The organism is Streptomyces sp. NPDC045026 (genome assembly GCF_056432625.1).
The window spans coordinates 145,719-168,224 of sequence record NZ_JBWKIS010000021.1 but is presented as its reverse complement, the minus strand read 5'-3'; the positions used below and the strand labels follow the sequence as shown (position 1 = coordinate 168,224).

The 22,506-nt window shown below is 70.4% G+C and carries 23 protein-coding genes; 10 read left to right on the top strand and 13 right to left on the bottom strand.

What is annotated here, in order from left to right:
• Positions 1–432: 432 nt before the first annotated feature.
• On the bottom strand, positions 433–1,065 hold the full coding sequence (locus AC07EJ_RS33425; RefSeq protein ID WP_389475628.1) for a DNA-3-methyladenine glycosylase: 633 nt from the start codon (positions 1,063–1,065) through the stop codon (positions 433–435).
• Positions 1,066–1,258: 193 nt separating this feature from the next.
• On the opposite strand from AC07EJ_RS33425, the gene AC07EJ_RS33420 reads away from it, so the two are divergent.
• The 3 genes from AC07EJ_RS33420 to AC07EJ_RS33410 all read left to right on the top strand — a co-directional run bounded on the left by AC07EJ_RS33420 (position 1,259) and on the right by AC07EJ_RS33410 (position 3,328).
• Positions 1,259–2,041, top strand: coding sequence for a sporulation protein (locus AC07EJ_RS33420; protein ID WP_389475626.1), 783 nt, complete (start codon positions 1,259–1,261; stop codon positions 2,039–2,041).
• 95 nt (positions 2,042–2,136) lie between these two features.
• On the top strand, positions 2,137–2,676 hold the full coding sequence (locus AC07EJ_RS33415) for a YbhB/YbcL family Raf kinase inhibitor-like protein (RefSeq protein WP_389475624.1): 540 nt from the start codon (positions 2,137–2,139) through the stop codon (positions 2,674–2,676).
• Between the two features lie 145 nt (positions 2,677–2,821).
• Positions 2,822–3,328, top strand: a complete 507-nt coding sequence (locus tag AC07EJ_RS33410; RefSeq protein ID WP_389475622.1) for an HNH endonuclease — start codon at positions 2,822–2,824, stop codon at positions 3,326–3,328.
• Between the two features lie 74 nt (positions 3,329–3,402).
• Here the strand turns inward: AC07EJ_RS33410 and AC07EJ_RS33405 are convergent, their stop codons facing one another.
• The 3 genes from AC07EJ_RS33405 to AC07EJ_RS33395 all read right to left on the bottom strand — a co-directional run bounded on the left by AC07EJ_RS33405 (position 3,403) and on the right by AC07EJ_RS33395 (position 5,769).
• A complete protein-coding gene (locus AC07EJ_RS33405; RefSeq protein WP_100592537.1) occupies positions 3,403–4,335 on the bottom strand; it encodes an SPFH domain-containing protein in 933 nt (310 codons plus the stop codon).
• Between the two features lie 140 nt (positions 4,336–4,475).
• Positions 4,476–4,907, bottom strand: coding sequence for an NfeD family protein (locus tag AC07EJ_RS33400; RefSeq protein WP_389475618.1), 432 nt, complete (start codon positions 4,905–4,907; stop codon positions 4,476–4,478).
• A gap of 64 nt (positions 4,908–4,971) precedes the next feature.
• The gene (locus tag AC07EJ_RS33395) at positions 4,972–5,769 is read right to left on the bottom strand and encodes an ABC transporter ATP-binding protein (protein ID WP_389475616.1); all 798 of its coding nucleotides are present in this window, start codon (positions 5,767–5,769) and stop codon (positions 4,972–4,974) included.
• Between the two features lie 124 nt (positions 5,770–5,893).
• On the opposite strand from AC07EJ_RS33395, the gene AC07EJ_RS33390 reads away from it, so the two are divergent.
• A complete protein-coding gene (locus AC07EJ_RS33390) occupies positions 5,894–6,682 on the top strand; it encodes a hypothetical protein (RefSeq protein ID WP_389475614.1) in 789 nt (262 codons plus the stop codon).
• 347 nt (positions 6,683–7,029) lie between these two features.
• Here AC07EJ_RS33390 and AC07EJ_RS33385 read toward each other — a convergent pair whose 3' ends face one another.
• The 4 genes from AC07EJ_RS33385 to AC07EJ_RS33370 all read right to left on the bottom strand — a co-directional run bounded on the left by AC07EJ_RS33385 (position 7,030) and on the right by AC07EJ_RS33370 (position 9,687).
• Positions 7,030–7,269, bottom strand: coding sequence for a chaplin family protein (locus tag AC07EJ_RS33385; RefSeq protein ID WP_389475612.1), 240 nt, complete (start codon positions 7,267–7,269; stop codon positions 7,030–7,032).
• 199 nt (positions 7,270–7,468) lie between these two features.
• Entirely contained in the window at positions 7,469–7,711 is a 243-nt protein-coding gene (locus AC07EJ_RS33380; protein WP_389475610.1) for a chaplin, read from the bottom strand.
• A gap of 193 nt (positions 7,712–7,904) precedes the next feature.
• Positions 7,905–8,549, bottom strand: coding sequence for a response regulator transcription factor (locus AC07EJ_RS33375; RefSeq protein ID WP_362908139.1), 645 nt, complete (start codon positions 8,547–8,549; stop codon positions 7,905–7,907).
• On the bottom strand, positions 8,542–9,687 hold the full coding sequence (locus tag AC07EJ_RS33370; protein WP_389475608.1) for a GAF domain-containing sensor histidine kinase: 1,146 nt from the start codon (positions 9,685–9,687) through the stop codon (positions 8,542–8,544). Before AC07EJ_RS33370 ends, AC07EJ_RS33375 begins: the two co-directional genes overlap by 8 nt.
• A gap of 202 nt (positions 9,688–9,889) precedes the next feature.
• Between AC07EJ_RS33370 and AC07EJ_RS33365 the strand changes: the two genes are divergently transcribed.
• From AC07EJ_RS33365 to AC07EJ_RS33355, 3 genes are all read left to right on the top strand, one after another.
• Positions 9,890–10,591, top strand: coding sequence for an SDR family NAD(P)-dependent oxidoreductase (locus tag AC07EJ_RS33365; protein WP_478885658.1), 702 nt, complete (start codon positions 9,890–9,892; stop codon positions 10,589–10,591).
• Positions 10,588–11,670 (top strand): S-adenosylmethionine:tRNA ribosyltransferase-isomerase, encoded by a 1,083-nt coding sequence (locus AC07EJ_RS33360; RefSeq protein ID WP_389475604.1) that lies wholly within the window; start codon positions 10,588–10,590, stop codon positions 11,668–11,670. Before AC07EJ_RS33365 ends, AC07EJ_RS33360 begins: the two co-directional genes overlap by 4 nt.
• 295 nt (positions 11,671–11,965) lie before the next feature.
• Entirely contained in the window at positions 11,966–12,697 is a 732-nt protein-coding gene (locus AC07EJ_RS33355) for a transglycosylase SLT domain-containing protein (RefSeq protein WP_478885657.1), read from the top strand.
• An 87-nt stretch (positions 12,698–12,784) separates the two neighbouring features.
• Here the strand turns inward: AC07EJ_RS33355 and AC07EJ_RS33350 are convergent, their stop codons facing one another.
• On the bottom strand, positions 12,785–15,346 hold the full coding sequence (locus AC07EJ_RS33350; RefSeq protein ID WP_478885656.1) for an ABC transporter ATP-binding protein/permease: 2,562 nt from the start codon (positions 15,344–15,346) through the stop codon (positions 12,785–12,787).
• 267 nt (positions 15,347–15,613) lie between these two features.
• Between AC07EJ_RS33350 and AC07EJ_RS33345 the strand changes: the two genes are divergently transcribed.
• Positions 15,614–17,569 (top strand): streptophobe family protein, encoded by a 1,956-nt coding sequence (locus tag AC07EJ_RS33345; RefSeq protein ID WP_478885655.1) that lies wholly within the window; start codon positions 15,614–15,616, stop codon positions 17,567–17,569.
• 113 nt (positions 17,570–17,682) lie between these two features.
• Entirely contained in the window at positions 17,683–18,921 is a 1,239-nt protein-coding gene (gene serB, locus AC07EJ_RS33340) for a phosphoserine phosphatase SerB (protein ID WP_389475596.1), read from the top strand.
• Between the two features lie 155 nt (positions 18,922–19,076).
• On the opposite strand, the gene AC07EJ_RS33335 is transcribed toward serB, so the two are convergent.
• The 4 genes from AC07EJ_RS33335 to AC07EJ_RS33320 form a co-directional block, all read right to left on the bottom strand.
• Positions 19,077–19,595: a SixA phosphatase family protein gene (locus tag AC07EJ_RS33335; protein WP_389475594.1), complete on the bottom strand. Its 519-nt coding sequence runs from the start codon at positions 19,593–19,595 to the stop codon at positions 19,077–19,079.
• 85 nt (positions 19,596–19,680) lie between these two features.
• Positions 19,681–19,896, bottom strand: coding sequence for a hypothetical protein (locus AC07EJ_RS33330; RefSeq protein WP_389475666.1), 216 nt, complete (start codon positions 19,894–19,896; stop codon positions 19,681–19,683).
• Positions 19,897–20,119: 223 nt separating this feature from the next.
• Positions 20,120–20,239: an SGM_5486 family transporter-associated protein gene (locus AC07EJ_RS33325; protein ID WP_264484672.1), complete on the bottom strand. Its 120-nt coding sequence runs from the start codon at positions 20,237–20,239 to the stop codon at positions 20,120–20,122.
• Positions 20,240–20,333: 94 nt separating this feature from the next.
• Positions 20,334–21,632 (bottom strand): CynX/NimT family MFS transporter, encoded by a 1,299-nt coding sequence (locus AC07EJ_RS33320; RefSeq protein WP_389475592.1) that lies wholly within the window; start codon positions 21,630–21,632, stop codon positions 20,334–20,336.
• A gap of 131 nt (positions 21,633–21,763) precedes the next feature.
• Between AC07EJ_RS33320 and AC07EJ_RS33315 the strand changes: the two genes are divergently transcribed.
• A complete protein-coding gene (locus tag AC07EJ_RS33315) occupies positions 21,764–22,447 on the top strand; it encodes a FadR/GntR family transcriptional regulator (RefSeq protein WP_393585764.1) in 684 nt (227 codons plus the stop codon).
• Positions 22,448–22,506: the final 59 nt, after the last annotated feature.

Sequence of the window (22,506 nt, the reverse complement as noted above, 5' to 3'; positions counted from 1 at the left end):
CCACCGAAGTGGGCCGGGGTTGTCAATCTGGCGTTGACTTTTGGCACGCTGTTGAGTTCTCAAGGAACGGACGCTTCCTTTGTACTCACCCGAGAAACTCTCTCAGGCTTTCCTCCGGGCAGTTTCCCTTCGGTCTTGCGTTTCCAACTGTACCAGATCCGTTTTCCGTTCCGTTCCCGGTTCGGAATTCATTTCCGGTGGCCGTTGGGGGCCTTTGCCTTTCGGCGTGTCCACTACGTTAGCGGATTTCCCTGGAGCCTCATAATCGAGTTCCGCGGATTCGAATTCAGGCATGCGGACACGCCGAATAAGCCCCCGCTGAGGGGAAGTCGTAGGTAGTGGTTTGGCCGCCTTCGGCTGCTGGCAGATTGCCGTAACCGGGTCAAGCGGCTCGGGCTACATTACGGATCCCCAAGGGGCGAGTCAAGTTGATCAGCGGCGTGGCGTATGCGGCCGATATGGGCTCACCGTTGGGTCGTTGACGGTCCAGTAGCGCCAGGGGTGGACGCCTCCCCCGCCGGCCACGCCCGTGCGCGGACCGTTCCGTACCTGGTCGCGTGGCGTGGGCGTGCCGGCGAGGATCGCGAGCGGGGAGTCAGGGGAGGCGCAGACGTCGGCGCCGTTCAGTGCGCGGTCCACGTCCAGCGCCGTGGCCAGGCGCGCCGGTCCTTTGGCCAGTTCCTTGTCGTAGCGGGCCGATAGTCGACGTTTGCGCGCGAGGTCGGCGCCCTTCGTGATCTCGCCGGCGCGGAGCAGGACCCCACTCGCGGTGTCTTCGGGGCCGCACACCAGATTGAGGCAGTGCCACATGCCGTAGGTGAAGTAGACGTACGCGTGTCCGGGCGGGCCGAACATCACGTCGTTGCGGGCGGTGCGGGAGCGGTACGCGTGGGAGCCCGGGTCGTTCGGGCCGTCGTAGGCCTCCACCTCTGTGAGGCGTAGCTCGATCGGGCCTTCGGGGGTGTTGCGCACGAGGGTGCGCCCCAGGAGATCGGGGGCGACCTCCAGTACGGGCCGGTCGAAGAACTCCCGCGGGAGGGGCGTACGGTCAGGGGCCGCGATCATGGCGGACGAGCGTAGTCCAACGGAGAAGTAACGGAGAAGTGCGGTGAATCGGCGTGGACGGGTAGCCCTCGGGCTCCGTGCTTGCCAGGGTGAGCCGCGCGGAACCGGTCACCGGTCTATCGCGTTGATAGAGATCAAGGATCGCGACAGGAAGACACGGGCCACGGGTTGTGGCACGGGGAGGAGTGGAGTCATGGGGTTCAAGCGGCTGCTGGCGAGTCTGGGTGCGGGCGGTGCGTCGGTCGAGACGGTGCTGACCGAGGCCAATGTGGTGCCGGGTGGCGTTGTCCAGGGTGAGGTGCGGATCCAGGGCGGGTCCGTGGACCAGGACATCGAGGGGCTGTCGGTCGGTCTGCAGGCGCGGGTCGAGGTCGAGGGTGCCGACCAGGAGACCAAGCAGGACATCGAGTTCACGAAGCTGCGCCTCGGCGGGGCGTTCCAGCTGCAGGCGAACGGGGTGCACGCGGTTCCGTTCGGGCTCGAGATCCCGTGGGAGACGCCGGTCACGACGATCGACGGGCAGCAGTTGCGCGGCATGAACATCGGTGTGACGACGGAGCTGGAGATCGCGCGCGCCGTGGACTCCGGTGACCTCGATCCGATCAACGTGCATCCGCTGCCGTCGCAGCAGGCGATCCTGGACGCGTTCATCGGGCTGGGCTTCCGGTTCAAGAGTGCCGACATGGAGCGCGGGCACATCAGGGGGACGCGGCAGAAGCTGCCGTTCTACCAGGAAGTCGAGTTCTTCCCGCCGCAGCAGTACCGCGGGCTCAACCAGGTCGAGCTGAGCTTCGTGGCGGACGACCGCGAGATGGACGTCGTCCTGGAGATGGACAAGAAGCCGGGGCTCTTCAGCGAGAGCAGTGACACGTTCCGGTCCTTCGTCGTCGGGCACAACGACTTCCAGGGGACGGACTGGTCGGCGTATCTGCACCAGTGGCTGTCCGAGGTCGGCAGCAAGCGCAACTGGTTCTGACCCGTGTGCGGTGGCCGGTGGCGGCGCCGTCCACCGCCGGCCGGCCGGGGCATAGGCTCGGCTCCGAGAGTTTTCGCCGATCAGGAGGTGCCGACGTGACCGACCTCAAGAGGCCGCCGCTTCCCCATGACTTCCATCCTCAGGTGCCGTCGTTCACGGTGGTGAGCGAGGACTTCGAGCCGGGTGCGGTCCTCAAGGACGCTCAGGTCTACGCGGCCGGGAACACCTCGCCGCAGCTGCGGTGGGAGGGCTTCCCGGCCGGGACGAAGAGTTTCGCCGTGACGTGCTTCGACCCGGACGCCCCTACGGGCAGTGGTTTCTGGCACTGGACCGTGTTCGACATCCCGGTTTCGGTGACTGAGCTGGCGGCCGGCGCGGGCAGCGGCAAGTTCGAGGGGCTGCCCACTGGTGCGGTGCAGGTGCGCAACGACTACGGGACGAAGGACTTCGGGGGCGCCGCGCCGCCGCCCGGTGACCCGGCCCACCGTTACGTCTTCACCGTGTACGCGGTGGATCAGGAGAAGCTGGGGCCCGACTCGGACGCCTCGCCGGCTGTCGTCGGGTTCAACCTGCGCTTCCACACGCTGGCGCGCGCGCAGGTGATCGCGGAGTACGCAGCTTCCGCGGACAGCTAGCGTTCATTCTCTGTTTGCCCGCCCCCGGTCATGGAAGTGATCGGGGGCGGGCATTTTTATTGCGTTGTCCATCTCGGCGCGCCCGGCCAGAGTTGATCCAAGCCCGCCACGGGGGTGGGCCGGGGACGTACGGGAGGTGGGCGAGATGCGGGACACGCTGGTACTGAACGCCAGCTTCGAGCCGTTGTCGACGGTGACGCTCAACCGGGCCGTCGTGCTGGTGCTGCAGGACAAGGCCGTCGTCGAGCAGGCCCACCCCGGACTCCGTGTGCGTGCGGCCGCCGTGGACATACCGGTGCCGCAGGTGATCAGGCTCTGCAAGTACGTACGGGTGCCTTTCCGAAGACAGGCTCCGTGGTCGAGGCGGGGTGTGCTGGTGCGTGACCAGCACCGGTGCGCGTACTGCGGGCGGCGGGCGACGACCGTGGACCACGTGGTGCCGCGGTCGCGCGGTGGTGCGGACTCCTGGCTGAATACGGTCGCCTCGTGCGCGGAGGACAACCACCGCAAGGCGGACCGGACTCCGGAGCAGGCGGGGATGCCGCTGCTGCGGGAGCCGTTCGAGCCCACGCCGGCCGACGCGATGCTGCTGACGCTCGGGCAGTCCGAGCGGGACGCGCTGCCAGCTTGGCTGGCTCGTACGGCGGCGTAGCGCGGGACGCGGTGTGCACGGAAAAGCCCGCCTCCGGGGTGCCGGGGCGGGCTTCTTCGTGTGCGGGGGGGGCGTCAGTCGATGGGGGGCTGTTCGCGGCGCTCGGCACCCGCGGGAGCCGAACCGCCGCCCATCGGGCCGAAGTTGCCCATGGCGCCGGAGAGTCCCTTGAGTGCGTCGCCGATCTCGCTGGGCACGATCCAGAGCTTGTTGGCGTCGCCCTCGGCGATCTTCGGGAGCATCTGGAGGTACTGGTAGGCGAGGAGCTTCTGGTCGGCGTCGCCGGCGTGGATGGACTCGAAGACCGTACGGATGGCCTGGGCCTCGCCCTCTGCGCGCAGGGCGGCGGCCTTGGCCTCACCTTCGGCGCGCAGGATCGCGGACTGCTTCTCGCCCTCGGCGGTGAGGATCTGCGACTGGCGGATACCTTCGGCGGTGAGGATCGCGGCGCGCTTGTCTCGGTCGGCGCGCATCTGCTTCTCCATCGAGTCCTGGATGGAGGTGGGCGGCTCGATCGCCTTGAGCTCGACGCGGTTGACGCGGATGCCCCACTTGCCGGTGGCCTCGTCGAGGACTCCGCGCAGGGCCGCGTTGATCTCCTCGCGGGAGGTCAGGGTCCGCTCCAGGTCCATGCCGCCGATGATGTTGCGCAGGGTGGTGACGGTGAGCTGTTCGATGGCCTGGATGTAGCTGGCGACCTCGTAGGTCGCGGCGCGGGCGTCGGTCACCTGGTAGTAGATGACGGTGTCGATGTTCACGACCAGGTTGTCCTGGGTGATCACCGGTTGGGGCGGGAAGGGCACAACCTGTTCGCGCAGGTCGATCCGGTTGCGGATCGAGTCGATGAACGGGACGACGATGTTCAGGCCCGCGTTCAGTGTGCGGGTGTAGCGGCCGAAGCGTTCGACGATCGCCGCGCTCGCCTGCGGGATGACTTGAATGGTCTTGATCAGGGCGATGAAGACCAGCACCACCAGAATGATCAGGACGATGATGATCGCTGACATCGCGTCTCCCGTGCCCTTCTTGCCGTCGTCGTTCCGGCGGGTCCCGCCGGAAGATCTTGAGGATCTTGCTGGTCGAGTCTGTCAGAACGGGCCCTGCAGCGTGGGGAGTTCAAGCCACCTCCCCGATCACGTCACCATGATCACACAACGATCGCGGTGGCTCCCTCGATGTCGACGACGTCCACCTGACGGCCCGGCTCGTAGCTCTCGGACTCGTCCAGTGAGCGGGCGGACCAGATCTCTCCCGCCAGCTTGATACGGCCACCGGCGCCGTCGACGCGTTCGACGACGACGGCCTGTTTGCCCTTCAGGGCCTCGATTCCGGTGGCGAGCACCGGCCGCCCGGCTCTGTGCCGGGCCGCGATGGGCCGTACGACGGCGATGAGCGCGACCGAGACGGCGGCGAAGACAAGGACCTGCATCACCATGCCGCCTCCGAGCCCGGCGGTCACGGCGCCCGCGATGGCGCCGGCGGAGAGCATGCCGAACTCGGGCATCGCGGTGATGACGAGGGGGATTCCGAGCGCGGCCGCTCCGATCAGCCACCACACCCATGCGTCGATGTCTGCCACATGGTCATGGTAGGACCGGGGTCACCTCCGGGGACAGGGTGCCGTGGGGGCGGCCCGCGCCGGGTCAGCCGAGCGGGAGGCCCTGCGCGCTCCAGCGCTCGCCGCGCTGCTCGACGACGAGCGGGAGGCCGAAGCAGAGGGAGAGGTTGCGGGAGGTCAGCTCCAGCTCCAGGGGGCCCGCGGCGAGGACCTTGCCCTGGCGGATCATGAGGACGTGGGTGAAGCCGGGCGCGATCTCCTCGACATGGTGCGTGACCATGATCATCGAGGGGGCGATCGGGTCGCGGGCGAGGCGGCCGAGGCGGCGTACGAGGTCCTCGCGGCCGCCGAGGTCGAGACCGGCGGCGGGCTCGTCGAGGAGGAGGAGCTCGGGGTCGGTCATCAGGGCGCGGGCGATCAGGGTGCGCTTGCGCTCGCCCTCGGAGAGCGTGCCGAACTTGCGGTCCAGGAAGTCGCTCATGCCGAGGCGGTCGAGGAACGCGCGGGCGCGCTGCTCGTCGATGTCCTCGTAGTCCTCGTGCCAGCCGGCGGTCATGCCGTAGGCGGCGGTGAGGACGGTCTGCAGGACCGTCTGGCGCTTGGGGAGCTTTTCGGCGAGCGCGATGCCTGCGACGCCGATGCGCGGGCGCAGCTCGAAGACGTCGGTGCCGGGCTTGCCGAGGGTCTCGCCGAGGATCGTGGCGGTGCCCTGGCTGGGGTAGAGGTAGCTGGAGGCGACGTTCAGGAGGGTCGTCTTGCCGGCACCGTTCGGGCCGAGGATGACCCAGCGCTCACCTTCCTTGACCGACCAGGAGACCTGGTCCACCAGAGCCCGGCCCTCGCGGACCACGGATACGTCCACCAGCTCCAGTACATCGCTCATGAGCGCGTTGTCTCCCATTGCAGTCTCGGCAGTCGCGTGCGTCTTGTGGACGCATCCCCCAAGGGAAAACCTACGCCACCGGTCGACGGGTCCAATCCATCGGCCGGTCTTTAGGGTGGTGCCCATGCTTTCGGAACCACGCTCAGGTCGGCTGGCCTCATGGGGAAATGCCCTTTTGGCCGGGTTTGTTGCTCCCGATGACGCCGCGCTCGCCATAGTCGGCGAGGACGCGGTGCACCGGGTGGAGGGGCTGCCCGGTGAGTCGGCGCCGGTGGGGCTGACGCTCGCCCTGGGACGGCTGCGCACGCTGGGGGCGACCGGGCTGCGGGTGGCGCTGCCCGCGCCGGGCCATCCGCTGGGCCTGAGCGGTCCCCCCGAGTTCAACGCGCGCGCCCTCGACGCGGAGGAGGCCGTCGTGTGCCAGGGGGCCGCGCTCGGGCTCGTGCCCGAGGTGTACGAGGCCGGGCCCGCCGGCGATGTCCATGTCGACGTTCTGTGGCACTGCCTTCCCGTGCGGGAGGCGCCCCCTGCGGACGTGCCCTCTCTCGGTGAGGCCGAGCGGGAGCTCGCGGAGGCGCTGCGGGACGCGACGGCTGTGCTCTCGCGGCTCGACGTGGCCGGGTCGGGGCCGGTGGCCGAGGCGGCGGTGGACGCGTACCGGGCGCGGGCGGAGCGGGGGCGCGAGGTTCTCGCACCGGGTTATCCGCCGCGAGCGGTAAGGGTGTTGGAACTGGCGCAGCGCGTCGGGCTGCTGATCTCGGTGGCGTACGAGAGCGGGCACGGCGGGGCCGTGAGCGCCTCGGAGATGGCGGCGCGGGCCCAGGCGCTGCGGCCGGTGGAGCGGACGGCCCGGCGCGCGCAGGTGGCGGCGTACAACGCGTTCGTGGAGCAGCGGGAGCGCGGGGGGCGGTGACCTGACGGCGGTGACGTCGAGGGCGGTGATGCGGGGGCGCGCGTAGGGAATTGGAGCGGGAGGGACCCGGCGCGCGCCTGGGCGTTGGGGCGTGGGGCGGGGACACCCGAGCACCAGGGCGGCGACGCGAGCGCGCATAGACGTTGGGGCGCGGGCAGTGGCGCCGGAGCGCGAGGCGGTGACGTGGGGAGTGCCTGGGCACGGATGCGCCGGGGCGGGACGGGGCAAGGGGGCGGTGGCACGGGGTGGCGGCGCAGATGCGCCGGAGCGCGCGCTCGGATGATGTGGCGTAACACGCCGGAAGGGCCCCGCGGATCGGTGTCCGTGGGGCCCTTCCTGGGGGTGTGTCAGTTGTTCACGGAGGCGTTGCCGAACGTCGGGTTCAGCAGGCCGATCACGTTGACGCTGTTTCCCGTGGCGTTGACCGGGACCTGGACCGGGACCTGGACCAGGTTGCCCGAGACCACACCCGGGGACTTGGCGGCCAGGCCGTGGGCGCCGGCGTCCGCGCAAGCGGCTCCGGCGGAAGCGCCCGCGGCGAGACCGGCGACGGCGACGGCGAGGCCGGCCTTCTTGGCAATGTTCATGAGAAGTATTCCTCCAGCTGTGGCGATTCGACCCCCAGCCACGGGGTCGCACGCTGTGCAACGGGCAGGCCGGGCGGATGACACGGGCGGGTGTGGCGATGCGCTCGTTCGGATCAACTGGCCTGCGACCGGGGCGGAAACGGGACCGGCCCCCGGGGATACCGGGGGCCGGTGGTCACTGGTGGACCTGAGGCGTACGTCAGTGGTTGACGCCGAGGTTGCCGAAGGCCGGATTGAGCACACCGATGACGTTCACGGTGTTGCCGACGACGTTGACCGGGACGTGGATCGGGGCCTGGATCACGTTGCCCGAGACGACGCCCGGCGAGTGCACGGCCTGGCCGTCCGCGTGCGCGTCGGTGGCGGAGGCCATACCGGCACCGGCGGCGACGAGCCCACCGGCAACCATCGATACGGCCGCGACCCTCTTCAGCTTCTTCACTTCTTGACCCTCCTAGGCGATCACTGCGACGAACCGCCGCAGCACGCACTGGAGAACGCCGGAGCCTCGCGCAGGATGCGCCATTCGGGGGACATACACACGACAGTATGAATCTCAGCCCGGAACGGAACCATCCGTATTGCCGTCCCGGAACCGCTTGCCGTCACGGAACCGCTTGCCGCCCCTGCGCGCTTCAGCCGGCCGCCCCATGGCGTACGGCCCACAGCGCGGCCTGGGTGCGGTCCGCCAGGTCGAGCTTCATCAGGATGTTGGACACATGGGTCTTGACCGTCTTCTCGGAGAGGACGAGGGCGCGGGCGATCTCGCGGTTCGACCGGCCGTCCGCGATCAGGCCGAGCACCTCGCGCTCCCGCTCGGTCAGGGAATTGCCTCTCCCCTGCCCGCCGTTGGTCTCCTCCTGCGAGAGCAGGGCGTCGGCCACCTCCGGCTGGAGCAGCACATGGCCCGCGTGCACCGCGCGGATGGCGCCGGCCAGGGCGTCCGGGTCGACGTCCTTGTAGACGTACCCGGCGGCGCCCGCGCGCAGGGCGGGGACCACGGTGCGCTGCTCGGTGAAGCTGGTGACGATGAGCACGCGCGCGGGGTTGGCGAGCTCGCGCAGCTTGCGCAGGGCCTCCACGCCGTCCATGCCGGGCATCTTGACGTCCATCAGGACGACGTCCGGCTTCAGCTCCTCGGTACGGGCGACGCCCTCGGCGCCGTCGGACGCCTCCCCCACGACCTCGATGTCGTCCTGGACCTCGAGGAACGTGCGCAGCCCTCGGCGGACGACCTGGTGGTCGTCGACCAGCAGCACCCGGATCCTGTTGTCAGCCACCGGGGACCTCCATCTCGATCGTGGTGCCCTTGCCGGGCTCCGATTCCACCGTCAGACGGCCGCCGACGGCACTGGACCGGTCCCGCATCGAGACCAGGCCGAGGTGGCGGCCTGCGTGCCGGACCGCCTTCGGTTCGAAGCCGCTGCCGTCGTCGGTGACGCGCAGGACGGCTCCGGGGCCATGCTTGTCGAGCGTCACACGGACGTGCTCGGCGCCCGAGTGGCGCAGCGCGTTGTGCAGCGCCTCCTGGGCGACGCGGAGCATGGCCTCCTCCTGGGCGGCGGGCAGGGCGCGAATGCCGGCGCAGTCGAAGGTGACGTGGGCCGAGTGGGCGCGGTCGAGGACCTGGATCTGGGTGCGCAGCGTGGCGACCAGGCCGTCCTCGTCGAGCGCGGCGGGGCGCAACTCCACTACGGCGGCGCGCAGTTCTTCGGCGGCTTCGGCGGCCAGCTCGGCCACGTGCTGCAACTCGCCCTTGGCGCGGGACGGGTCGCGGTCGACGAGGGCCGCGGCGGCCTGGGCGGTCAGGCGCAGGGAGAAGAGCTTCTGGCTGACGGCGTCGTGCAGTTCGTGGGCGAGGCGCGAGCGCTCCTCGGCGATGGTGAGCTCGCGGCTGCGCTCGTACAGGCGGGCGTTCGTGAGGGCGATGGCGGCGTGCTGGGCGAGGATCGTCAGCAGTTCCTCGTCCTCCATGGTGAAGCCGCAACCTCCTTGTGGCTTCGGGCACTTCTTGTTGGCGAGGAAGAGGGCGCCGATGACCTCGTCCCCGTCCCGGACGGGCAGGCCGAGGAAGTCCGACATGTCGGGGTGCGCGGACGGCCAGCCCTCGAAGCGCGGGTCCTTGCGCACGTCACCCAGGCGCTCGGTCTTCGCGTCGCGCAGCATCGCGGCGAGGATGCCGTGCTGGCGCGGTAGCGGGCCGATGGCCTTCCACTGCGCGTCGCTGACACCGTCGACGACGAACTGGGCGAAGCCTCCGTGGTCGTCCGGCACTCCGAGGGCCGCGTACTCGGCGTCGAGCAGCTCTCGGGCCGACGCGACGATCGTCTTGAGGACGTCGCGCACCTCGAGGTGTCTGCTCATGGCCAGCAGCGCGGAACTCACCGCGGAGAGGCCTGATCGTGGGCCGTGACTCATGACCTCAAGGTACCGGCGGGGTGTGACAGCGCGTATCGGACCTGTGGCGGCCGCCTTCTGGTCCGGTGGACGTAGGGCGAAGGGCCCCGGTGAGGTGCGGCCCGCGGACGAGGCGCCGGGGGCGGGTGGGTTCCTACGTTGGAGGCGGATCGAAGCACGTACGGCACAAGGGCGGCCCGACGGGCCCGAGGGGACGGATGTCATGCCGGTGGCGATCATCACGGGGGCTTCGAAGGGGCTCGGCCGCGCGCTCGCCGTGGCTCTCGCGCGGCGCGGCTGGGATCTGGTGCTCGACGCCAGGTCCGGGGCCGCGCTGCGGGAGGCGGCGGACGAGGCGGGTGAGTACGGGACGCGGGTGGAGGCGCTGCCCGGGGATGTCACGGACGCGGCGCACCGCGCGGAGCTGGTGGCGCTGGCGCGCGGTCTCGGGGGCCTCGATCTGCTGGTGAACAACGCGAGCGCGCTGGGGGCCGAGCCGCTGGTGAGCCTCGACGCCCTGCCGCTGGAGGGGCTGCGGCGAGCGCTGGAGGTCAATGTCGTGGCGGCGCTCGGCCTGGTGCAGGAGGCGCTGCCGCCGCTGCGGGAGTCGGCCGGGGGCGCGGTCGTTTCGGTCAGCTCGGACGCTTCGGCGGAGGCGTACGAGACGTGGGGCGGCTACGGCGCTTCGAAGGCGGCGCTCGATCAGCTGTCCGCGGTCCTCGCGGTGGAGGAGCCCGGGCTGCGCGTGTGGGCGGTGGATCCGGGCGACATGCGCACGGATCTCTACCGGGCGGCGGTGCCGCTCGACGACGACTCGGACCGGCCGCTGCCGGAGACGGTGGTGCCGGCGTTCCTGCGGCTCCTTGACGAGCGGCCGGACAGTGGGCGGTATGCCGCCCCCTCTCTTCTTCTGGAGGCGCGGTGACGGTCGCGGTGCGGGTACCGGAGGAGCTGTCGGCCCGGGTGCCGGCGGAGCAGCGTGGGCCCGGCTTGGGCAGGGACTCGGTGCGGCTGCTCGTCTCACGCGGCACGGACGTCACGCACCGGGATTTCGCCCAGCTGCCTGGAGAGCTGCGGGCCGGGGATCTGCTCGTGGTCAACACGTCGCCGACGCTGGCCGCGGCGGTCGACGGGCGGATCGGGCACGCGCGCGTAGTGGTGCATTTCTCGACGCGTGGCGATGACGGGCGCTGGGCCGTCGAGTTGCGGGACCCGGACGGGCATGGCACCACGCGCCCGCGTGCGGGCGGTCCGGAGGGGACAGTGGCGCTGCTCCCCGGAGACGTACGCCTCGTATGGGAGGAACCACTGGCGGCCGGTGCGGCGCGATTGTGGTGGGTGCGGGTCACGGGGGACGTGCCCGCGCTGCTGCGGCGGCACGGCAGGGCCATTCGCTACTCCTATACGGAGCGTGATCAGCCGCTCTCCGTCTATCAGACGGTGTTCGCGCTGCCGTACGCGGACGGGGCGGGCAGTGCGGAGATGCCGAGCGCGGCGCGTCCGTTCACGGCGCGGCTCGTGGCGGAGCTGGTCAGCAGGGGGGTGCAGTTCGCGCCCATCACGCTGCACACGGGGGTGGCGTCGGCGGAGTCGCACGAGCCGCCGTATCCGGAGCCGTTCGAGGTGCCGGAGGCGTCGGCGCGGCTGATCAACGCGGCGAGGGCCGGGGGCGGGCGGGTGGTGGCGATCGGCACGACGGCCGTACGGGCCGTGGAGTCCGCCGCGGGGCCGGACGGGTTGGTGCGGGCGGCCTCGGGCTGGACGGACCTCGTGGTGACGCCGGAGCGCGGGGTGCGGGTGGTGGACGGGCTTCTCACCGGGCTGCACGAGCCCGAGGCCTCACATCTCCTGATGCTGGAGGCCATCGCGGGGACCGCGGCAATCACCCGTACATATGCGGAAGCATTGGGACATTTTTACCTGTGGCATGAGTTCGGGGACGTCAACCTGCTACTTACCGACAAATCCTGTCACGCAGCGCGTTGCGATGGCAACGCTTGGTGAGTTTGTCACGTGCCCGATGTGAGCCCGCGCATAGGACGCACGTCACGTACGAAGGCGGCTAGGAATTGGCTGTGGGCCGCGACACCGGGGCAGGACGGGCGAAACGGACCTCAGTGGGGAGCCTGATCCACTACCCGGCTTCGTACGTCACATGATTGCCACGCAATTTTGCGGCCGCTAACAATGGCTCTCGTTGCTCGACAGCGTGGGCCTCTACCCACAGCGTTCATGACCGAAACATGAGCGGTCCTGCTTTGGACCGGTGAGCGACTTCCCCGATTCGAAGAGGTCCTCCATGTCCAAGCTCAGCTTCTCCGGTCATAGTCCCCTGACGAAGACCCACAAGTTCTCGATCGCCGGTATCGCCACGCTCGGCGCCGCTGCCCTCGCGTTCACGCTGGTGCCGGGCAACTCCCACGCGGAGGCGGAGACGATTTCGGCGGCTCCGGTCGCCTTCGAGGTGGCCGCCGGCAAGCCCCAGATCAAGGATGTCCACGCCAGCGTCACCAACCAGATGGCCACCGCCGACCAGCAGGTCAAGAACGCGGCCGCCAAGCTGAAGGCCGCGCAGGACTCTGCCGCGGTGAAGACGAAGCTCGACGCAGCTGCAAAGACCAAGGCCGAGGCCGCCGCCAAGGTGAAGGCCGAGAAGGACCGCGCCGTCAAGGAGGCCGCCAGCCGCGCCGCCGCCCGCAAGCCGGTCTACGCCAACAACCTGGACGGCTGGATCCGCGAGTCCCTGGACATCATGAAGGCCAAGGGCATACCCGGCTCCTACGAAGGCCTGCACCGCAACATCATCCGCGAGTCGTCCGGCAACCCGATGGCGATCAACAACTGGGACATCAACGCGATCAACGGCATCCCGTCGAAGGGTCTGCTGCAGGTCATCCCGCCGACCTTCGCCGCGTACCACGTCCCCGGTACGTCGTGGAACATCTACAACCCGGTCGCCAACATCACCGCTGCCGCGAACTACGCCGCGGACAAGTACGGCTCGATGGACAACGTGAACAGCGCTTACTGAGGCCCTCCCTGGACCTCAGGGCCTCACTGAACGCCGAAGGGCGGCACCCCGTGCGGGGTGCCGCCCTTCATCCGTGCGCGGGTCACGCTACTTGCGCATGACCTCCGGCTCGTGGCGGCGCAGCAGGCGCGCGACCGCGAAGCCGCAGATGACACCGAGGGCGATCAGGATCGCGAGGTTGATGCCCCACTGGCTCACCGAGTGCTCCCACAGCGGGTCCAGGTCGTTCGGGTGCGCCTGGTCCCACGGCGGCATGAGGTGCGCGAGGTCCAGCGTCGAACCGGCGCCGGCGATGGCCCAGCGCGACGGCATCAGCCAGGCGAACTGCTCGAGGCCCGGCGAACCGTACACCTGGAACAGGATGCCGGTGAAGACGACCTGGACGATGGCGAACATGACCAGGAGCGGCATCGTCTTCTCGGCGGTCTTCACCAGCGAGGAGATGACCAGGCCGAACATCATCGACGTGAAGCCGAGCGCGATGATCACGATGCACAGCTCGACGGCCGGCGGCATCATCAGGCCCTCGGCCGGCAGGTCGCGCGGGACGAAGCCGATGGCGCAGATGATCACGCCCTGGATGGCCGTGACGACGCCGAGGACGATCACCTTCGACATCAGGTACGCCGAGCGGGACAGGCCGGTGGCCCGCTCCCGTTCGTAGATGACGCGTTCCTTGATCAGCTCACGTACGGAGTTGGCCGCGCCCGAGAAGCACATGCCGACCGCGAGGATCAGCATGATCGTGCCGGCGTCGCCGTTGAACCGGGACGGCGGCTTGGGCGGGCCCAGGCCGAAGTCGGCCGGAATCACCGTGCTGACCACGCCGAGGACGGCCGGCAGGATCACCATCAGGCCCAGGAAGCCCTTGTCGGACGCGATCACCGACGTGTAGCGGCGGATCAGGGTCCACAGCTGCGAGCCCCAGCCCTGCGGCTTGGGCGGCTTCATCGCCTGCGGCGGCGGCATGTGTACGGACTGTGCGGCGACGGCGTCGATGTCCGCGGCGTACATCTGGTAGTGCTGCGAGCCCTTCCAGCGGCCCGCCCAGTCGTAGTCGCGGTAGTTCTCGAAGGCGGAGAAGACGTCGGCCCAGGTGCTGTAGCCGAAGAAGTTCAGGGCTTCCTCGGGCGGACCGAAGTACGCCACCGAACCGCCGGGCGCCATCACCAGGAGCTTGTCGCAGATCGCCAGCTCGGCGACCGAGTGCGTGACGACGAGGACCGTGCGGCCGTCGTCGGCGAGGCCGCGCAGGAGCTGCATGACGTCGCGGTCCATGCCCGGGTCGAGGCCGGAGGTCGGCTCGTCCAGGAAGATCAGCGACGGCTTGGTGAGCAGCTCCAGGGCTACGGAGACGCGCTTGCGCTGGCCACCGGAGAGGGAGGTGACCTTCTTCTCCTTGTGGATGTCCAGCTTGAGCTCGCGCAGCACCTCGTCGATGCGCTGCTCGCGCTCCTGCTCGCTGGTGTCCGAGGGGAAGCGCAGCTTGGCCGCGTACTTGAGGGCCTTCTTGACGGTCAGTTCCTTGTGCAGGATGTCGTCCTGCGGGACCAGACCGATGCGCTGGCGCAGCTCGGCGAACTGCTTGTACAGGTTCCGGTTGTCGTAGAGCACGTCGCCCTTGTTGGCGGGCCGGTAGCCGGTGAGCGCCTTGAGCAGGGTGGACTTGCCGGAGCCCGAGGGGCCGATGACCGCGATGAGCGATTTCTCCGGGACGCCGAAGGAGACGTCCTTGAGGATGTCCTTGCCGCCGTCGACCGTCACCGTCAGATGGCGGGCGGAGAAGGAGACCTCACCGGTGTCGACGAACTCCTCGAGGCGGTCGCCGACAAGGCGGAACGTCGAGTGGCCGACGCCGACGATGTCGTTCGGGCCGAGCAGCGCGGAGCCGCCCTTGGCGATCGGCATACCGTTGACGTACGTGCCGTTGTGCGAACCGAGGTCACGGATCTCGTAGCGGCCGTCGGGCGTCGCGTGGAACTCGGCGTGCAGGCGCGAGACCTGGAGGTCGGAGACCACCAGTTCGTTCTCGAGCGCACGGCCGATGCGCATCACGCGGCCGAGGGCCAGCTGGTGGAACGTGGTGGGGCTGCGGTCGCCGTAGACCGGCGGCGCCCCCGCGGCACCGCCGGGCCCCTGCTGGGGCGGGATGTTGTGCGCCTGCTGGGGCGGGATGTTGTGCGCCTGCTGCGGCTGCTGCCAGCCCTGCTGGGCGGGCATCTGCTGCTGCGGCGGGGCGTGGTGCGCCCAGCCGGCGTCACCACCCTGCGGCGCGGCGTGCGGCTGCTGAGCCGGTGCCTGCTGCGGATGGGTCTGCTTCTGGACCTGCTGGGCCGCCGGCACGGCCGCGCCGGCGGCGCTGCCCGAGAGGTTGACCCGCGGGCCGTCCGTCGCGTTGCCGAGGTGCAGCGTCGAGCCCGGGCCGATCTCCATCTGATGGATCCGCTGGCCCTGCACGAACGTGCCGTTGGTGGAGCCGTGGTCCTCGATGACCCAACTGCGGCCGCCCCAGCTGATCGTGGCGTGACGCCAGGAGACCCTGGCATCGTCGATCGCGACGTCCCCCTGCGGATCACGTCCGAGGGTGTATGGCCTGGACGGGTCGAGCGTCCAGGTCCTTCCATTCAATTCCAGTACGAGTTCCGGCACTCCATGCCCCACTGAGTTGTCCCCCGAGCTAGCCCCCATCTTGGGGAGTCTAGGGATGTCGAACATCGTGGGGAACTATTTCAGGCGGAGCCCCCTGACCGAAAGTCGGGCCTTGAGGCGGGCCTTGTGAAGACTGCCTGCGCGCCTGTACGCCCGCCCCGTTGACGCGGCAGAAACAGCCCCGGAGAGTGGTAAGCGCCCACAAGTGCCTACGGATCATGCGCGAATGGGACATCCGATACATCGCGGTACGGATCGGGGGCCCTGATGGAGACCGTTGTGCGGGGGAGCCGACGCGAGGGCGTGTGCTGGAGCGACGTACTGCTCTCCGCAGTCGCCTCCGTGAGCTGGGCATTCATCGGGATGGCCGCGGTCGCCGCGGTCGGCCTCCATCTGCTCGGTGCGGATTCCGTGGGTTCGCTCGGCCCGATGACGGCCGCGGTCGTGGCACTTGGGGTGGGTGGGAAAGTCACGCCGTCGGGAGACGTCTCAGCCTTCGGACTGGACGGCGCGCAGGCCCGCACGGCGATCGATATCGCGCCGCTCGGTGTGGGCCTGACGGGCGCCCTGCTGCTCAGCTGGATCTTCCTGCATTCCCTGCGTGGGACGGGAGTTGAGGTTTCGCCGGCAGAACTCGCGGCACGCGCGGGGAGCTTGGCGGCCCTGTTCCTGGCGATGCTCGCAGGGCTCGCCTGGGCGGGTCACGACCTCATCACGATTGACGGCGGGAAGCTCGGGCTCGACCGGATACCGGACGGCGATCTGCCGGGCGGCATCAAGGACAAGCTGCCGGGCGGTCTCGACCTCGGAGGGCTGCTGCCGGACCACATCGGCGGCCTCGTGGACGCGAAGGCGACCGTCGGGTTCACCGTCGAGAGCGGGGCCTCACTGCTGGGCGGCGCTGCATGGGTGTTCGGCGTCCTGCTGATCGCCCTGCTCGCGTCGCGCCGGGCGCCGCTCCCCCGCGCCCTCGACGCGGTGCACCGGGTGGCCCGTCCCGCCGTGTCGTCGCTGGTCACAGTGTTACTGGTGGCGGTTGCCGCCGGGCTCGCGACGGCGGCGTACGCGATGATCGGCGACGCCCGTCCGGGGCGGATCGCGGGCGCCGCTCTGCTCGGGGCGCCCAACGGGGTGTGGCTCGGCATTCCCCTCGGCCTCCTCGTTCCCTGGGACGGCAAGGCGACGGGCGCGCTCGCGCAGGCCCTTCCTCATCCCGTCGACGAGCTGCTGCGGATGCGCACGAACGAGCCTGTGACACTGAGCCGTCTCGCCGAACTGGACGGCAGGGTATGGCTGTTGGCCCTCGCGACCGTTCTGATGATGGTGCTCGCGGGCGTGCTGACCGCCGTACGGACACCGGCCGTGACCGGCGGGCCCGGGGCGTCGCGGCCGATGGGGGTTGCCGCCTTCGCCGGGCGGTGCGCGCTGCGGCTCGGGGTCGTCACGGCGCTCGGCCTGCCGCTGCTCGTGCGACTGACGGACGTGTCGGCGAACGCATCCCTGTCCGTGCTCGGCTTCGACGCGTTCGGGGCCGGGATCGAGCTCCACGGACATCTCGCCATGGCACTGCTGCTCGGGGCCGCTTGGGGAGCGGGGGCGGGGGCGGTGGGGGCGCTGCTCGCTTACGGGGCGGGTGCGGCGGGGCGGCATGCGGCAGTGCTGGGCGGTGCGGAACGGGAGGATCGGGGGGATCGGGGGGATCGGGGGGATCGGCAGGTGTTGGGGGAGCTGGAGGAATGGGGGAACGGTGTGGTCCGGCGCGGCCGGCCCGAGGATGCGGGGCCGTACCGGCCGAGCGCTCCGTACCGGGCGTCGCCGGACGGGACCAACCCTTATCTGAATCTGAAGCCGCCGGATGATCGCTCGGGCGAGCCGCCGGATGATCGCTCGGGCGAGCAGTCGGATGATCGCTCGGGCGAGCAGTCGGACGAGCGGTCTGGCGAGCAGTCGGGCCATCGACAGGACGATTCACCGGTTGATGTGTCCGGTGCGCCGACGATGGTCGGGCCGGTCAGGCCACCGGTGCCGCGGCGTCCGCGGGGGCGGCCCGGGGCGGGGGCCGGGTCCGGGTCCGGGTCCGGGTCCGGGTCCGGCAAGGGCCGATGGCCCGTACCGCCGCCCCCGCCTCCCCCACCACCACTGCCGCACTCGCCACCCTCGCCATCGCAGTCGTCGCCGGAGGAAGAAGGGCCGCCCCCACCCCGGAGGGGCCCGCGCGGCTGAGTCGAGTACGGGCCGCGGAGGGTGAACCGGCCGGTCGGAGGGCACGCCGCACATGTCCGCCACGCGGACCACCGCCGCGCCCCGTGACACGGGCCGGATAACGTGGGACCACCATGAGTGCTTCGCAGCCCCGCCACCCCGCTGACGTCCCGGTCGCAGTTCCGGACGACGTCCCGACGCTCCTCGTCAAGATATTCGGCAAGGACCGCCCCGGCATCACCGCCGGGCTCTTCGACACCCTCGCCGCCTACTCCGTCGATGTCGTCGACATCGAGCAGGTCGTCACCCGTGGCCGCATCGTGCTGTGCGCCCTGGTCACGGAGCCGCCCCCCGGCCTCGAGGGCGATCTGCGGGCCACCGTCCACAGCTGGGCGGAGTCCATGCGGATGCAGGCCGAGATCATCTCGGGCATCGGCGACAACCGTCCGCGCGGGCTCGGCCGCTCCCTCGTCACCGTGCTCGGCCACCCGCTGACCGCGGAGACGACGGCCGCCATCGCCGCCAGGATCACCGGCACCGGCGGCAACATCGACCGTATCTTCCGGCTCGCGAAGTACCCCGTGACCGCGGTCGAGTTCGCCGTTTCCGGCACCGAGACCGAGCCGTTGCGCACCGCGCTCGCGACGGAGTCGGCGGCACTCGGCGTCGACGTCGCCGTCGTCGCGGCCGGCCTGCACCGGCGCGCCCAGCGCCTCGTCGTGATGGACGTCGACTCAACGCTCATCCAGGACGAGGTCATCGAGCTCTTCGCGGCCCACGCCGGCTGCGAGGACAAGGTCGCCGAGGTCACCGCGGCGGCGATGCGGGGCGAGCTGGACTTCGAGCAGTCGCTGCACGCGCGGGTCGCGCTGCTCGCCGGGCTCGACGCGTCGGTCGTCGACAAGGTCCGCACCGAAGTACGGCTCACGCCCGGCGCGCGGACCCTGATCCGGACGCTGAAGCGGCTCGGCTATCAAGTAGGCGTCGTCTCGGGCGGGTTCACCCAGGTCACGGACGATCTGCAGGACCGGCTCGGGCTCGACTTCGCCCAAGCCAACACCCTGGAGATCGTCGACGGAAAGCTGACCGGACGGGTCACCGGCGAGATCGTGGACCGCGCGGGCAAGGCGCGGCTGCTGCGCCGGTTCGCCGCGGAGGCCGGGGTGCCGCTCGCACAGACCGTGGCGATCGGCGACGGCGCCAACGATCTCGACATGCTGAACGCGGCGGGGCTCGGCGTCGCCTTCAACGCGAAGCCCGTGGTCCGCGAGGCCGCGCACACCGCGGTGAACGTGCCGTTCCTCGACACCGTCCTCTACCTCCTCGGCATCACCCGGGAAGAGGTCGAGGCGGCGGACGCCCACGACGACTGAGCCGGTCGATGCCCACAACGACTGACCCAATCAATATCCACAACGACTGACCCGGTCGACGCGGACGATCACTGACGCCGGCGGGCCCCGGCACCTATGGGTACCGGGGCCCGCCGGCGTATCACCGTCCGGCCGCCGATCAGCCGGTCAGCGGGTCACTCGGACGGCGCCCAGTAGTCGACGAGGGTGGCGGTGCCCGGCTCGAGGGACTTCCAGGGACCGGTGAAGGACAGGACCGCGTAGGCGGAGGTCGGGAAGCCGCGCCGGGCCATCCGCTCCCCCGCGTCGCCCTCGGCCTCCCCGGAGAGGATCTCGGCGAGCCCCTGGATCCCGGGGTTGTGGCCGACCAGCACCGCGTTCCGCACGTTGTCCGGGGTCTCGTTCAGCACGGCGATGAGCTCACCGGGCGAGGCATCGTAGATCCGCTCCTCGTACACCGTCCTGGGCCGGTGGGGCAGCTCGTGGACGGCGAGCTTCCACGTCTCGCGGGTCCTCGCGGCGGTCGAGCAGAGGGCCAGGTCGAGGTCGATACCGGAGTCGGCGAGCTTACGGCCGGCGACGGGGGCGTCTTTTCGGCCCCTCTCGGCGAGCGGCCTCTCGTGGTCGGAGACCTGGGGCCAGTCCGCTTTCGCATGCCGGAAAAGGACAATCCTGCGGGGTTCTGCGACGCTCATGGGTCCCAGCTTCGCATGAAACCGGCCACGGGGCGCAGGGAGTTGACGCGCTCGACCTGCACGGGTGACGCGCCTCGTGGGCCGCTCACGGGGCCGTGTGCAGCACCGCCTGCTGGATGCGGTCGAGGAGCCGGCCGACCGCCGGGTCGCCGGTCGCGGCGTGCGCGTCGGCCGGGTTGAGTATCAGGAGCAGGAGCACGGCGAAGGTGATCGCGGGCAGAGCGATCGCCCACCACGGGAGCCTGACGTCGACGCCGCCCGCTCGGGCCGGGTGGGGCCGGGTGTGCGTAGGGGCCGACATGACGCCTCCGGTGTCCTCGAGATGCACGGTGCCGTGGTCCGCGGTGCTCGCGGTCACATCTCGAATTTACGGAAGGCCGGGCCCTCAACCCATCCGGTGATCCACCCAGTTGACCCTGACACTGGCCCCCTAGGGGATGGGGGTGCCAGCACCACCATCCCCGGCCGCGAACGGGCCGGGGACCGCTGTCACGGCGAGGCGGCGACCGCGATGGCGGCGACGGTCACGGTGAGGCGATCGAGGCGATGACCGCGATGATCACGGTGATGGCCAGCATCGAGCCGAGCACGATGAGGAGCTTCTTCTGGCCGTTCTGGGGGTTCGGGTCGAGCACAGGCGACATGCGGTCAGTCTCGCACCCTTTGCCCCGGCTCCCGGAGCCGGGGTGGGCCCGGAGCCAGGGTGAGCCCGGAGCCAGGGTGAGCCCGCGGCCGATGTCAGGCCGCCCCGGCGGGGGCGGCCTCAGCGGGGGCGGCCTCGTCCTCGACCGTACGGTTGCGGCCGGCGATGATTCCCACCACGATCTGCGGCACCATCAGGGCCGCCATGAGCGCGATCGGGACACCCCAGCCGCCGCTGTGCTGGTAGAGCACGCCGACGAGCAGCGGTCCCGGGATCGAGATCAGATAGCCGGTGCTCTGGGCGAAGGCGGAGAGCTTGGCGACGCCCGTGCCGGTCCGCGCCCGCATGCCGACCATCGTCAGGGCGAGCGGGAAGGCGCAGTTGGAGATGCCGAGGAGGACGGCCCACGCCCAGGCGCCGCCGGAGGGGGCGAAGTAGAGGCCCGCGTAACCGGCGAGGCCGCACACGCCGAGGGCGATCACGATGGGGCCCTGGCTGGGCAGGCGCGTGGCGAGGCGCGGGATGACGAAGGCGAGCGGTACGCCCATCGCCATGGTGACGGCGAGCAGCACGCCCGCGGTGCCCGCGGAGACTCCGGCGTCGCGGAAGATCTGCGCCATCCAGCCCATGGTGATGTAGGCGGCGGTGGCCTGGAGGCCGAAGAAGACCGCGAGCGCCCAGGCGGTGCGGCTGCGCGTGATGCGCAGACCGTCGTCCTTCTGCGGGGTGCCCGCGGTGGCACCGCCCTTGGCGCCCCGTTCCCGTGCGAGCGGGACCCACGGCACGACGGCGGCCACGGCGAGCGCCGCCCAGACGGCGAGTCCGCTCTTCCAGTTGCCGCCGAGCGCGTCCGTCATGGGCACGGTCACGGCCGCCGCGAGGGAGGTGCCGAGCGCGAGGGCCATCGAGTAGAGGCCGGTCATGGAGCCCACGCGGTCGGGGAACCAGCGCTTGACGATCACCGGCATGAGGACGTTGCTGACCGCGATGCCCATGAGGGCCAGGGCGCTGGCGACGAGGAAGCCGACGGTGCTGCCGGTGAACGGGCGGATGACCAGACCGGCGGCGATCGCGACCATGCCGGCGCACACGACGGCGCCGGGGCCGAAGCGGCGGGCGAGCCGGGGCGCCATCACTCCGAAGATCGCGAAACAGAGCGGCGGTACGGAGGTGAGGAGGCCGGCGACGCTGCCGCTCATGCCGAGCCCGTCACGCACCTCTTCGAGGAGGGCGCCGAGGCTGGTGATGGCGGGTCGCAGGTTCAGCGCCGCGAGGACGATGCCCACCATCATCAGGCGCACGGCCCACGCGCGCGTGGGGGCTGTTTTCGCTTCGGGTGCGCTCGTGGTCCGTATCGGGGTCTGGGTCATCGTCGGGGTTTCCTCACTTGCCATGCCCCCATCTTAGAATCATGGGATGATTGGGTGTCCAATCGGATTGCGTCACACTTCGCGCGGCCCCCGCCCGCGCCCGTTTCTGCCCGCCCCCGCCCCGGTTCGCCCCGGACATCGCACCAAGGACCGTCATGCCGCTGACCTCCCCCAGGCGTTCGGCTCTCTCCGAGCAGGTCATCGCCGAACTGCGCGCCCAGATCTCGTCGGGCGAGTGGCCGGTGGGCTCCCGCATCCCGACCGAGCCCGAGCTGGTCGAGCAGCTCGGCGTCGCTCGCAACACGGTGCGTGAGGCCGTGCGCGCGCTCGCCCACAACGGCCTGCTCGACATCCGGCAGGGCTCGGGCACCTACGTCGTCGCGACCAGCGAGCTGGCGGGCGTGATGCAGCGCAGGTTCGCCGACGCCGACCCCCGGCACATCGCCGAACTGCGTTCGACCCTGGAGTCCAGCGCCGCGAGTCTTGCCGCGCAGCGCCGTACCGAGCGCGAACTCAAGCAGCTCGACGCGCTGATGGTGCGCCGGGAGGACGCCTGGGCGTCGGGCGACGCGGAGGCGTTCGTGGCGGCCGACGCGACGTTCCACCTGGCGGTCGTGGCCGCGTCCCACAACGACGTCATGACGGCGATGTACGCGGACCTCGGCGAGGTCCTGCGGGACGTCCTGCGCGTGGACGTGGGTGAGGAGCTGACACCCGAGAACCACATGGACCACACGAGTCTGCTCGACGCGATCCGGGTGGGCGACGCGGAGGCCGCCGCGGCGGAGGCGGCGCGCTACCCGTTCCTGTGCCTGCCGGGCCGGCCGGCCACTCAATGAGCCCGAGCACAAACCCAGCGCCTGGAGCGCCTGGCCCCTGTACCGCTGTACCTGCCGGC